We start from the raw sequence: 11,854 nt of genomic DNA, 5'->3' as shown, positions 1-11,854 counted from the left end.
CTCCTTACTTGAGTCCGGTCAGAGCGATGCCCTGCACGAAGAACCGTTGCAGGGCGACGAAAATGGCGAGCACCGGCAGGACGACGACGACCGATCCGGCCATCAGCAGGCCGTACTTGGTGTTGTTCTGGCCGGTGGCGTAGAGCGCGAGCGCGACCGGCAGCGTATAGCGATCTTCGGTCTGCGCGATCACCAGCGGCCACAGGAAGTTGTTCCAGGAGCCGAGAAACGTGAGGATGCCGAGGGTCGCCATCGCCGGCTTGCACAGCGGCGCGATCACCGACCAGAAGATCCGGAACTCGCCGGCACCGTCCACCCGCGCCGCGTCGATCAGCTCGTCCGGCAGGCCGGAGATGAACTGCCGCATCAGGAAGACGCCGAACGGGCCGGCCAGGAACGGCAGGATCATGCCGGCCAGCGTGTCGCTCATGCCCAGGTTGCTGACCAGCACGAAGCTCGGCACGAAGGTGACCATGCCGGGAACCATCAGACTGCCCACGACCAGCACGAAAAGCGCCCGACGGCCCGGAAAGTCGAGCTTGGCCAGGGCGTATCCGAGCATCGAGCAGAAAGCCAGGTTGCCGGCGGTGACGCACAGCGCGACGATCACCGAGTTGGCGAAATACTGCGGAAAGTCGAGCTTGGTGAAGAGCTGGACGTAGTTGTCCAGCGTCGGCTGGCTCGGCAGCCAGGTCGGCGGCGTACGCAACAACTCGCCCTGGCTCTTGAAGGATCCGAGGATCATCCAGACAAACGGTCCGACCACGGCCACGATCCCGGCGGCCAGGATGACGTAGAGCCACCAGCGCCGCATCACCGCACTCCCCGGCCGAGCAGCTTGAACTGGAACAACGTGAGCAGCACGATCGCGAGGAAAAGCACATAGCTCATCGCCGCCGCATAGCCGTAGTTGCCGAAGCCAAACTGGTTGTAGATGTCGTACGACACCGACAACGTCCGGTTGAGCGGTCCGCCGCCGGTCATCACCAACGGCTCCTCGAAGAACTGCAGATAGCCGATTCCGGTAATGACCGCACCGAAAAGCAGCGTCGGCCGCAGCATCGGGACGGTCACGTAACGAAAGCGCTCGATCGCGGTGGCTCCGTCGACTGCCGCCGCCTCCAGCAGGCCGCGCGGCACCGCCTGCAGGCCGGCCAGGAAAATCACCATCAGGTTGCCGAAATTGCGCCAGCACGCCATCACGATCAGCGACGGCATGGCCCAGGTGGTGCTGGCCAGCCAGTCCGGTCCGGCCACGCCGACCCACGACAGGACGGTGTTGACCAGTCCGTTGTCCGGCTGCAGCAGGAAACGCCAGATCACCGAGATCGCCACGATGCTGGTGACGACCGGAAGGTAGTAGCCGACGCGGAAAGCCATACGGAACCGGTCGATGCCGCGGTCCAGCGCGACCGCGGCGGCCAGCGCGACGACCATCGTCAGCGGCACGCCGACGCCGACGAAGTACGCCGTGTTCAGCGCCGCCTGGCCGAAAATCTGGTCGCCGGCCAGCTTCCCGAAGTTGGCCAGGCCGACGAAGTTGACCGCGAACGGGTTGCGCAGGTCGGCGCTGCGCATGTCGGTCAGGCTCATCATCAGCGAACCGATCACCGGCCCGGCAAGGAAAACCGCGAACAGGACGCCGAACGGCGCGGCGAAACCCCACGCGGCGTACATCTGCCGGCGCCGGTGTGGACTGCGGGCCGTACGCGCGCCGGCGGTGCGGGCCGCGCGCGTACGAGCCACGGTCAGGCCGGCCATGTCAGGAACCGGTGCCGATTTGCTGGCATTGCTGCTGGATCTGCGCGGCGGCCGCGGCTGGTGCCTGGGTGCCACGTGAGACCTGCTCGACACCGTTGTCGATCGCGCGCGCCACCTGTTCCCAGGTGCTGATCGTCGGCGGAGACTTGGCGCTGTTCAACTGCTGTCCGAAGACCGACAGGAACTTGTCGTTGGCCAGCGCGGAATTCTGCCAGGCACTCTTGACCGCCGGCAGGTCGTTGACCGTCTGGTACCACTTGACCTGCACGTCCGGCTGGCTGAGGAACTTCACGAACTTCCAGGCGGTGTCGCGGTTTTTCGAGTCCTTGAAGACACTCAGGTCGGCGCCGCCGGCGAAGGAGGCGTTGGTCTGGCCGGCCGGCAGTGGCGCGAGCGCGTACTTCTGCTTGAAGGACGGGCCACCGATCTGGTCGATATTGGTGATGTCGTACGGTCCGGAGACAAAAGATCCGGTCTTGCCGGCCACGAAGTCCTGGATCGGCTGGCCGATCGGCTGCGTCGGCGGGACCAGCTTGTCGGTGAAGAACGACTGGTAGTAGGCCAACGCCTGGACCATCTGCGGCGAGTTCAGGGTGAAGGTCTTCCCGTCGGCGCCGACGATCGACGCGCCGGCCTGCCAGGCGAACGGCATGAACGTGTTCCAGGAGCCCTCGCCGCCGGGTTTCAATGCGAAGCCGAACCGAGCACCGCCCTTGTCGCGCAACGCGGTGGCGAAACTTTTCAACTCTGGCCAGGTTTTCGGCGGCTGCACCGCGGCCTTGGCGGCGAGATCGGTACGGTAGAACAAAACACGGGTCTCGACATACCACGGCACGCCGTAGGACGTGCGGTTGACGACGGTGCCTTCCTGCGGACCGGCGAAAAAGTTCGCGGGTTTCACCAGACCCGGCGGCACGGCGTCCAGTCCGCCGGTGCGCGCGAACTCGCCCATCCAGGTCGTGCCGACCATGCTCACGTCCGGCGTCTTGCGCGCCGCGATCGCGGTCGTCAGCTTGTCGTGCGCGGCATCCCACGGAATCGCCGTCACGGCCACCTTCGCGCCGGGGTTGGCGGCCTCGAACTGCTTGGCCAGCACCGAAAGCTTCTCGCCTTCGGTCCCCATGGCCCACACCGTGATCGCGCCTTTGGCCGGTCCGGACCCGATCGCCTCGGACGATCCGCCGGCGTTCTCGCCGGCCGATCTCCCGCAGGCGCTCATCGCCAGCACTGCGACCAGCAGCAGGCAGACCATCCGTTTCACCGTGACACCTCCGTCGGGTGCGTCCCACAGCTCGCGCGGACCACGAGCTCGGTGGGCAGTACGTCGTGCCGGGGGACTTTTCGCGTCCCCTCAAGGAGTTCGTCCAGGGCTCTGGCCGCGCGTGCGCCGAGGTCGCGCATCGGCTGGCGTACGGTGGTGAGCGCCGGACGCGCGTATCGCGCCGCCATCACGTCGTCCCAACCGGTCATCGCCAGCTCACCTGGCACGTCGACACCGTTTGCCTCGGCGGCGAGCAAAGCGCCGAGCGCGACCTCGTCGTTGCCACAGACCAGCGCTCTGGGCCGGTCGCGCCGGCGCAGAATCCGTTCTGTCGCGGCGAATCCGGACTCCTCGTCCAGCTCGCAGGCCACCGGCTTGCCGGCGCGTACGCCGTGCCGGTCGAGCGCCCGGCGGAAGCCGAGCCACCTTTCCGCCACGTCGGGCGAAAGCTGCGGACTGCCCACAAAGGACAGTCGCGAATATCCGTGCAGGAGAAGGTGTTCGGTGAGATGCTCGGCGCTCGCGGTGTTCTCCGCGGCGACCAGGTCGGCGCCATTCACCCGCGGCCGCGCGAGCAGCACCACCGGCAGGCCGCCCTCGATCAGCTCGCCGATCACCGCGTCCGAGACCGTACGCCCGAGAATCACCATGCCGTCGACGCGCGAGGCCAGGTCGCGCACCATCGCCGGCACGTCACGGCGGCCGTGCGTCGAGAGGATCAACACGCTGCGGCCGGCCTCGGCGGCGACTTCTTCGTAACCGAGCACGACCTCGGCGAAATACGGACCGGACAGATCCGGGAAAACAATGCCGTTCGCGGCATGCCGCCGCTCGGCCAGCGACCGGCCGAGCCGGCTCGGCGTAAACCGCAGCTCGGCGACCGCGGCCTCCACCCGCTCTCGCGCTTTGGCCGAAACCGGACCCGATCCACGCAGCGCGCGCGACACCGTCGCGATCGACACGCCGGCCCGCGCGGCCACCTCGTAGATCGTCACGCCACTCGGCGGCGTCAAGCGTTCCCCCTGCTCAGCGCGTTCGTCGCCGGCGTCAGGCGGCATCCGGTCGCGGTCGGCCATCGGCCCCTCCGAGCGTACGATTGGACTGTAAGCGCTTCCAGTCTTGCCAGAGATCGCCGCTTCCCGCAACCATCGCGCCGTGCGCCCGGCGCGGGCAGGAACTGGCCGGGGCCGCCGACCGCGTACCCGCCGAGCGGGCAGACTCGCCGGCGACGCCTCGAAACGGAGAACGGCAATGGTCATCGACTCTGGCGGCATCGACATGGCCGCCGAAGACACGCGCTATGACATGACGATCCTCGCTCAGGCCGGTCAGGACCTGACGACTCAGTGGTCGGCGGCTCACCCGGTGATCAGCGCGGCCGGACAGGTCGGTGCCGACCTGCTGGCCGGCGCGTTCATCCGGACGTACCAAGCCGAAGGCCGGCAACCTCGCGCAGATCATGGAAAAACTGGTCCAGGTGCCCGGCCTGCTCGCCACCGCCAGCCGTCGATGAGGCACCAGCGCGACGGCGGGCAGAGCCTCGCTCTGCCGTGTCGGGCTGAAAAGGCGTGGGACGTGCTCGTTCCTTGTTTCAGCTTTCTTTGTGGCTGAGGCATGAAGACGAGCGTTTGTGTTGGCAGTCCACCTGTTCGGTTCAGCCGTACAGGTGGTAAGTATTTCGAAGCGGCTTTTGCTCGACATCCACATCAACTGGTGGGATGAACTCGCGGTGGCCGTTGGTCATCCGTACGGTCCAGTCGGTATGGTGAATCTCGCGATGGTGGCGGTCGCAGAGCAACACGCAATTTTCCGGGCAGATGGTGCCACCATCCACCACGACAAAATGTGGTGCGCTCTCGTGTGCCGCACCGGCCGCGTACATCCCGGGCGCGTGCAACCTTTGTCCCGTGCTGTCAACGCTTTTCGCAACTCCGGACCAGCCAGCCGCCGCGCAATGCGACGCGGCCGTCGCGACCGGTGTGCAGATGCAGCTCGCGGCGGGGCTTGGTGTCTTCTTTTGTCTGACGGTGCGGCACCGTCGGGGTCCAAGTAGGCGTGCAAGCGGGCGCCGAGCCGATAAAGCCGGCCAGCGTCCATATGTTTGGCGCCCTCCACCATCGCTGACTCGGCCTCACGCCGCCGCTGGAAATCCACGTGCGCCGGCAATTTCGTGATGACCGTACGGATCGCGTCCAAATGCGAATCAGGCAGATCACCGCGGACTTGCGATATTCACGCCGGAGGAAAAGCGTGCTCGACGAAGATGCGCTTCTTCCAGCGGCCACCCTGCAGCGCGTCCGGCAGTGACCACGCCTCCCAGTGCCGTCCGCGGTCGGACGTACGGGCCAACGCGTACGACCGGTTGCCGACATCGACGACGGCGTACGCATGGTCCGGATCGACCGGCACTTCCGACCGTACGACCGACGTGGCCGCCGACGCGACGCGGTGCGAGACCAACGATCCGTGCAGCGGGCTCACCGGAGCAGTTTTTACCGGCATCAGGCTGAAAATCGCTGCGAAGCTCGCCGCGATCAGCGTCGCCGCGCCGCCAGCGACCACTCTGCGCCGGCGCTGGCGCCGCGCGCCGCGCTGCCGGACCTCGCGTACGTCTATGGCGGCGACCGCCGCACCGACCTCCGACCGCACCTGGTTGATCGTCGTCCGTACGCCGGCCGGCAGGTCGTCGACCGTGTCGTCCAGCAGCGCGGCGAGCGCCGTACGGCCGCGGGCCAGCCATGACTTGACCGTGTTATGCGACGCACCGAGAGCGCCGGCGATGTCCTCCACCGACTGGTCGCCGAAGTGATAGCGCACCAGCGCCTCGCGGTGGGTCTTCGGCAGCTGGCCAAGCGCGCGGATCACCGCGACGCGGTCCGGCGACGGACTGAGATTGCGGTCCGTGATCGCCATCTGCTCGACGCGCTGTCGCAGCTGGAACGCGCGCATCCAACGACGCCTGGCCACGTTGCGGGCCATCGTGCAGAGGTACGCCTCCGGACTTTGTGCCGCCATCACCCGCGACTCACGCGGCGCTGCGCGTACGAACGCCTCCTGGACGGCGTCCTGCGCCTCGGCGAGGTCGCCGGTGAACGCGTACAAGCTGGCGACCAGCCGCGGACAGGCGGCTCGGAGGACGTCCTCCAGGCTCTGGACAGCACGGGCCGGCCACCGTCCACCAGCGAATCCGCGTTCATGCGCCACCTTCCGTACCTGTGTATCTATCTGCTAGATACCAACCGGCCGCCGCCGGTTGCGCTGTCTACACTTCGGTTTCATGGGGTTGACGTTCCACGCCGTCACCGGCGAACTGCCGCTGGTGCAACGAGTATGGTCGGCGACCTGTGACGCACCGACCGACTTCACCTCGGTGGCAAAAAGCTGCTCCATGATCGCGTTCACCCGCGCCGGCGGCGCGTTGACGGTGAGTTTGCGCGGGCCGGAAACCAGGGCCACCAGGATGATCTGTCCGCGGGATTACGAGTATTTCGGTGTCGACCTGCGGTTGGGCGCCTACCTGCCGCTGTTTCCACCGTCCGGGCTGGCCGACCTCAACGACGCTCGCTTGCCGACCGGCTCCGGCGGCCGGATCGTGTTGGACAACCGCGACTGGGAAATGCCGACCGAGCACAACGTCGACGTTTTCCTCGAACGGCTGGTACGCGCCGGCCTGTTGGTCTTCGATCCGCTCGTCGACGAGATCCGGCACGGCGACCGACCACGGGCCATGTCCGAACGTACGGCACAAATCCGATTTCGCCGCGCCGTCGGGATTTCCCGCCGCAAACTGGTCAGCATCGAGCAGGCCCGGCAGGCCGCGCGGCTGCTGGCCGCCGGTGCGCCGATCGCCGAGGTGGTCACCAATTGCGGCTATTACGACCAACCGCAGCTCGCGCGGGCGATGCGCTGGGCCACCGGTCACACGCCAGGCGAGTTGCGGTCCCCCACCGCGTTCCTCGCTTACTGATGATTCGGTTCGATACAAGACGGGTCGATCGCCGGGATGGTTGTCTCCGGGAATGCGAAAACTGATCGAATACGACCACGTCTCGATTGATGGACGGTTCTCCGGCGACGCCTTCTGGGGTGCGCAGATGACGGTTGCTCCGAACGACAACCATTTCGCGTACCAGCTCCGGCTGCTGGCGGACGCCGCCGGTCTGGTGCTTGGCCGGATGACGTACGAAGGCTTCGCCGGCACCTGGCCGACGATGACCGGTGAGCTCGCCGACAGGCTCAACGCGCTGCCGAAGTACGTCGCCTCCAGCACGCTGACGAGGACCACGTGGAACGCCGAAGTGCTCACTGGCGACGCGATCGCGGCTGTCGCCAAACTCAAGGAGTCAGGCGACGGAACGCTGGTGAAATACGGCAACGGCCCGTTCAGTCGAGCGCTTCTGGAGGCGGGACTGCTGGACGAGCTGCACCTGAGCATTTCGCCGTTTGTCGCGGGTGCCGGTGAATCGCTGCTGTCCGGCGTGGCTACGGCCCCGATGGACCTGACCGGAGTGACCGAGATCGGCAACGGCGCGGTCGTCCTCGCCTATTCGACTACGGCCGCTTCTCGTACACACTGACGATCGTCAGATCGCGCAGGCCGCAGTCGCTATGTAGGACCCGCCGCAGTTTCGCTCGCAGATCCGCGGTCACGCTGTCACCATTGGCCAGACTCGCCAGAAAGTCCGCGTATCCGTCGGGTCCTACCGTTGTTTCACGCCGCTGCGCGAAACACGCGACGAGATCGAACGGGCCGCTCTCGACCGTCTCGAGCTGACCTTCGTGGATCGCACGCAGGCTGTCCCGCTCGAAGGTCGGCCAGGTCCTGGCGAAGTCCGGCTCTGCGGCCGCGAACACCTCGTTGGCGCGATCTTGATCGGCTTCATGAGCCAAAATGCGGAACGACCACGCGAGCGCGAGGTGACCACCGGCTCGCAGAAGACCGGCGACTTTCCGCGTACCCGCTGGCTGTCTCACCCAGTGGTACGCGTCGAAAGAACAAACCAGATCGAATGTTCGGTCCGGCGCGTACGACTCGAAATCGCTGGTGACCACCGATATCTTCCGCGTGCCGCTCCGTCGCCGCAGCTCTGCCGCCATGTTCTTTCCCGGCTCCAACGCGACGACACGTCGTCCTTCGGCAGCCAGCGCCAACGTGGCCTGGCCGGTGCCGGCGCCGATCTCCAACACGTCGTGGACCGATGGCGAGCAGCTGAGCACCGATCGGATGGTGGCCGGATCCGCGTCCTGCCTGCCCACGGTGTAGCCAGCCGCATCCCGGTCGAAGTCCAGCCGTCGAGCAACGTTCGTGTTGGATCTCATCTGTTCACTCCCCGTCGGCGGAATCGCTCGCGAAACTGGACCAGGCCAGTTGCGATCGTACCGCTGGAAAATCGACCTGCGCGGCAATACTGGCGCAGCGTACAGAGGAAAACCGGCCTAGACCAGCGGCGCCGGCGTTACCGCTTGTGGTGAGGGCTTTCACTCGACGGATCGCCACCGCTGGTCTAGTCGAATTGGCGTCCTGATGAGGAATCGTACGGCCCGAGGCATTGGACAGCGCCGCACCTCGCCGTATAACGACTGCGCACGCCAAAAACTGTCGAGGACATGGTGGTGGTCATGCGATTCCGGCAAACCGCTCGTGGAGTGCTCTGTGGTTTAGCGCTCATGCTCACGGTCGCGGTCGTCCCCGGACAGGTGTTCGCCGCGCCGAAGGCCGGCACGGGGTTGGACTACTGGACCGAGCCGTCGAGCACCAACGTCTTCCGGGACACGTTGCCGACCAAGGAATCCGGCCGCTCCATCCGGCTGGACACGGCGCGCAACGAGGCCGAGAGCGCTCAGGTGGTGGTGCGTTCACCGGTCGCCTTCACGGTGACCGGCGTACGTTTCTCCGCGCTCTCCAACGGAAGCAGCCGGATCGCGGCCGACCAGCTCTCATACAATTTCATCACCTACAAGACACTGAAGGGAAACACGCCGCACACCTATCCGGTGACCAGGAAGGCGGTGGCGGATTTCCCGGACGCGCTCTCCAACTCGCGGACCATCGACGTGCCGGCCGGCGACAACCAACCAATCTGGTTGACGCTGACGGTGCCGAAAACCGTGCCGGCCGGCGTTTACACCGGCGTCGCGACCGTGCGCACCACGAGAGGTGACGTACGCGTGCCGCTGACCGCGGACGTACGTGCCGTGACGATTCCGGACAGCAAGGACGGCACCTTCAGCAACTCGCTGTGGAACCAGTTCAACGGCGAGATCTCCTGGAAACCGGACGGCTCGCTCGAACCGGGGTGGCTGCCCACGATCGAGAAGTTCTATGGTTATCACCGCTTCACGCCGCAGTGGTGGAACCTGATGGACAACGTCGCCACGCAGATGAAGCGGCATCGCAACAACGTCGTCACGCTGCCGCTGGTCAACATGCTGCTCGACGGCGACACGACGGTGACCGACAACAGCGACGGCACCGGCCGGTATTCTTTCGACTGGAGCAAAATCGACCAGGTCGTACAGTTTTTCATCGACCAGGGCGTGATCAAGGAGCTGGAGGGCTTCTGGGTCTCGGCGGACACCGACAACTGGGGCCGGCCGGCCGACGGCATCCGCGAGGTCGAGATCATCGACGGCACCGGCGGAAAAGGCCATCGCAACTACGCCAACTGGGACTCGGCGAAGGCGAACAACTTCATCGACCAGTTCATCCCGGCCCTGAAGGCGCACCTGGATGCCAAGGGATGGACCGAAAGCCTGAAATACTGGATGCACGTCGGCGACGAACCGGTCGGCGACAAGGAGGAGACCGCCTGGCGCGGCATCGCCAGCCGGATGCGGTCGCACTGGCCGGACGTACGCATCGCCGACGCCGCCTTCCACGAGCCGACCGCCGCACAGCTCGCCTCGACCATGAGCTTCATGATCCCCAACCTGCTCAACTACAGCCCCAACCCGCGGCCGTACGACCAGATCGTCCGCGAGCAGGGCAAAAGGCTGTGGTTCTACACCTGCAACATCCCGCAGGGAAACTATCTCAACCGGTTCATCGACCAGCCGCAGTTCGATCAGCGGATGATGGTCTGGTATGCGTACTCCCGAGGCGCCAGCGGCTATCTGCATTATGCGATGGCGCAATGGGCGACACCGTTGGAAAAGGACGACTTCGCCGGTGACCACTACATCACCTGGCCGGACAAGGCGAACAACACCATCGAGTCGACCGTACGGTGGGAGTCGCTGCGCGACGGCATCGAGGACTGGGAAACGCTCAACATTCTCGGCCACACCAACCCCGGCCTGGCCAGGGACCTGGCCGCCTCGCTCACGCAGACCGCGGACAAATACAGCCCCGACACCGGCTATCAGGCGCGGATCCGGCGCATCATGCTGGACGCCGCCGCCGGCAAGCCCATCCCAGCCTCACGAGTGGCCGGCGCGACCGCGTCGAGCGGCGACCCGACCAATGCCATCGACCGCAATCCCGGCACCGCCTGGCGGCCTGACAGCACAAGCGCGCAGTGGCTGCGTATCGACCTGGGCAGGCAGTCACAGCTCGACGGCCTGCGACTGAACTGGGGGCAACAGAAGCCACCGGCCTACCGGGTCCAGCTTTCCTACGACGCAACGCACTGGACGACGGCGCAGACCGTGACCGGCAGCGACGGAGGCGACGATTTCGTTGGCCTCAACGGCAAAGCGGCGTACGTGCGGATCGACCTGGATGCCGCGACCACACCGTACGCTCTCACCACCGTCGACGTCGTCGGCCGGCCACTGGCCAAGACGAACCTGCTCGGCGGAAAGGGATACGCGGTCAGTCCGGCGCCCGCGGTGACACCGGACGACACCGGACGCGAGTCGACCGACGGCGTGCTCGCCGACGCCTGGGACGACGGCCGCAGTTATGGCTTCGCGCCTGGACAAAACACCGTGACGATCAGCTTCGATCTCGGCCGCGCACAGTCCGTGGACGAGCTGCGGATGCACGCGTACGAGGAATATCCGGCCTACCGGCCCGACCAGATCACCGTCGCCACCAGCCTGGACGGCACGACCTGGACGCAACGCGGCCGGCCGGCGGTGGCACCGAACGACCAGGCACGGATCTGGTACGACGTCGACTTTCCGTCTGCGCAGGCCAGATTTTTGCGGATCACCCTGCAAAAGGCCTACTCCGCGGATGCCGACAAGATGTTCGTCGACGAGATCGAGCTCTATGGCCGCCGGTGACGCAGACGCACGGCGTACGGCACGACCAGCTGCAGCAACAACGGAGAATAGCTCAACACCGGAAACACGGCCACCAACACCAATGCGACGACAAACGCGGCCGTGGTGCTGATCGAGTCGATCCGCCAACTGTCGGAAACCGCGGCCGGCGCGCGCCGCACCTCTGGATCGTCGCGTACGATCCAGAGGAGCGCGGTCAGCAGCAGACTGCTGATCGACAGCGCGCCGACGTACATGACCAGCACCAGCCGGTCGTCGAGCCGGTAGTTGGCGGCCAGCTCGGTCAGGAACGGCAGGATCACCACGGTGAGCAGCCACGCCATGTTCACCGTCATCAGCCGTTTGTCGTATGCCTTGACCTGTTCGAAAACGCGGTGATGCTCGCGCCACAGCCGTACGATCACCAGAAAACTGACCACGAAGGCGCCGATCACCGCGCGGTGTTCCACGATCAGATCCCACACCGGTGGCATCGGACCGGTTTTCCTGGCGTCGCTGACAATGTCGGCGACCGGCAGCACCAGCAGGGTCAGCGCGATCGCAACGACCGCGTCGGTGAAGAACACCAACCGCTGCGGTGACCTGAGCTCTTCGGTGGCCATC

Annotated in this window: 12 protein-coding genes and 1 pseudogene; 4 read left to right on the top strand and 9 right to left on the bottom strand. The window is 66.0% G+C overall.

What is annotated here, in order from left to right; genetic code table 11:
• Window positions 1-4: 4 nt before the first annotated feature.
• From GNX95_RS20655 to GNX95_RS20640, 4 genes are read right to left on the bottom strand one after another with little or no spacing between them, the layout of a single operon-like run.
• Entirely contained in the window at window positions 5-814 is an 810-nt protein-coding gene (locus GNX95_RS20655; RefSeq protein ID WP_163509035.1) for a carbohydrate ABC transporter permease, read from the bottom strand.
• The gene (locus tag GNX95_RS20650; RefSeq protein ID WP_163509034.1) at window positions 814-1,761 is read right to left on the bottom strand and encodes a carbohydrate ABC transporter permease; all 948 of its coding nucleotides are present in this window, start codon (window positions 1,759-1,761) and stop codon (window positions 814-816) included. The genes GNX95_RS20655 and GNX95_RS20650 overlap by 1 nt, the downstream gene beginning before the upstream one ends.
• 1 nt (window position 1,762) lies before the next feature.
• Window positions 1,763-3,013 (bottom strand): sugar ABC transporter substrate-binding protein, encoded by a 1,251-nt coding sequence (locus GNX95_RS20645; RefSeq protein WP_163510134.1) that lies wholly within the window; start codon window positions 3,011-3,013, stop codon window positions 1,763-1,765.
• Between the two features lie 5 nt (window positions 3,014-3,018).
• Entirely contained in the window at window positions 3,019-4,098 is a 1,080-nt protein-coding gene (locus GNX95_RS20640) for a LacI family DNA-binding transcriptional regulator (protein ID WP_222853782.1), read from the bottom strand.
• A gap of 175 nt (window positions 4,099-4,273) precedes the next feature.
• Here GNX95_RS20640 and GNX95_RS20635 point away from each other — a divergent pair, with 175 nt between their 5' ends.
• A complete protein-coding gene (locus GNX95_RS20635; protein WP_163509033.1) occupies window positions 4,274-4,633 on the top strand; it encodes a hypothetical protein in 360 nt (119 codons plus the stop codon).
• A 43-nt stretch (window positions 4,634-4,676) separates the two neighbouring features.
• Here the strand turns inward: GNX95_RS20635 and GNX95_RS43320 are convergent, their stop codons facing one another.
• From GNX95_RS43320 to GNX95_RS20625, 3 genes and pseudogenes are all read right to left on the bottom strand, one after another.
• Complete coding sequence (locus GNX95_RS43320; RefSeq protein WP_246281689.1) at window positions 4,677-4,904, bottom strand: hypothetical protein; 228 nt, start codon at window positions 4,902-4,904, stop codon at window positions 4,677-4,679.
• Window positions 4,905-5,038: 134 nt separating this feature from the next.
• Window positions 5,039-5,233, bottom strand: a pseudogene (locus GNX95_RS44350) (DUF222 domain-containing protein); the annotation flags it as partial.
• A 21-nt stretch (window positions 5,234-5,254) separates the two neighbouring features.
• The gene (locus GNX95_RS20625; protein WP_222853781.1) at window positions 5,255-6,226 is read right to left on the bottom strand and encodes an RNA polymerase sigma factor; all 972 of its coding nucleotides are present in this window, start codon (window positions 6,224-6,226) and stop codon (window positions 5,255-5,257) included.
• Window positions 6,227-6,299: 73 nt separating this feature from the next.
• On the opposite strand from GNX95_RS20625, the gene GNX95_RS20620 reads away from it, so the two are divergent.
• Window positions 6,300-6,989, top strand: a complete 690-nt coding sequence (locus GNX95_RS20620; RefSeq protein ID WP_163509031.1) for a helix-turn-helix domain-containing protein — start codon at window positions 6,300-6,302, stop codon at window positions 6,987-6,989.
• 52 nt (window positions 6,990-7,041) lie between these two features.
• Complete coding sequence (locus GNX95_RS20615) at window positions 7,042-7,599, top strand: dihydrofolate reductase family protein (RefSeq protein WP_163509030.1); 558 nt, start codon at window positions 7,042-7,044, stop codon at window positions 7,597-7,599.
• Here the strand turns inward: GNX95_RS20615 and GNX95_RS20610 are convergent.
• Complete coding sequence (locus GNX95_RS20610) at window positions 7,574-8,341, bottom strand: class I SAM-dependent methyltransferase (protein ID WP_163509029.1); 768 nt, start codon at window positions 8,339-8,341, stop codon at window positions 7,574-7,576. The two genes, GNX95_RS20615 and GNX95_RS20610, sit on opposite strands and share 26 nt — an antisense overlap.
• Window positions 8,342-8,641: 300 nt before the next feature.
• Here GNX95_RS20610 and GNX95_RS20605 point away from each other — a divergent pair, with 300 nt between their 5' ends.
• On the top strand, window positions 8,642-11,251 hold the full coding sequence (locus GNX95_RS20605) for a glycoside hydrolase domain-containing protein (RefSeq protein WP_163509028.1): 2,610 nt from the start codon (window positions 8,642-8,644) through the stop codon (window positions 11,249-11,251).
• Here the strand turns inward: GNX95_RS20605 and GNX95_RS20600 are convergent.
• On the bottom strand, window positions 11,236-11,853 hold the full coding sequence (locus GNX95_RS20600; protein WP_163509027.1) for a TMEM175 family protein: 618 nt from the start codon (window positions 11,851-11,853) through the stop codon (window positions 11,236-11,238). The genes GNX95_RS20605 and GNX95_RS20600 overlap by 16 nt on opposite strands.
• Window position 11,854: the final 1 nt, after the last annotated feature.

Source organism: Fodinicola acaciae (assembly GCF_010993745.1).
GTDB lineage: Bacteria > Actinomycetota > Actinomycetes > Mycobacteriales > HKI-0501 > Fodinicola > Fodinicola acaciae.
The sequence above is the reverse complement of the archived record's forward strand: the minus strand, read 5'-3'. Positions and strand labels throughout refer to the sequence as shown.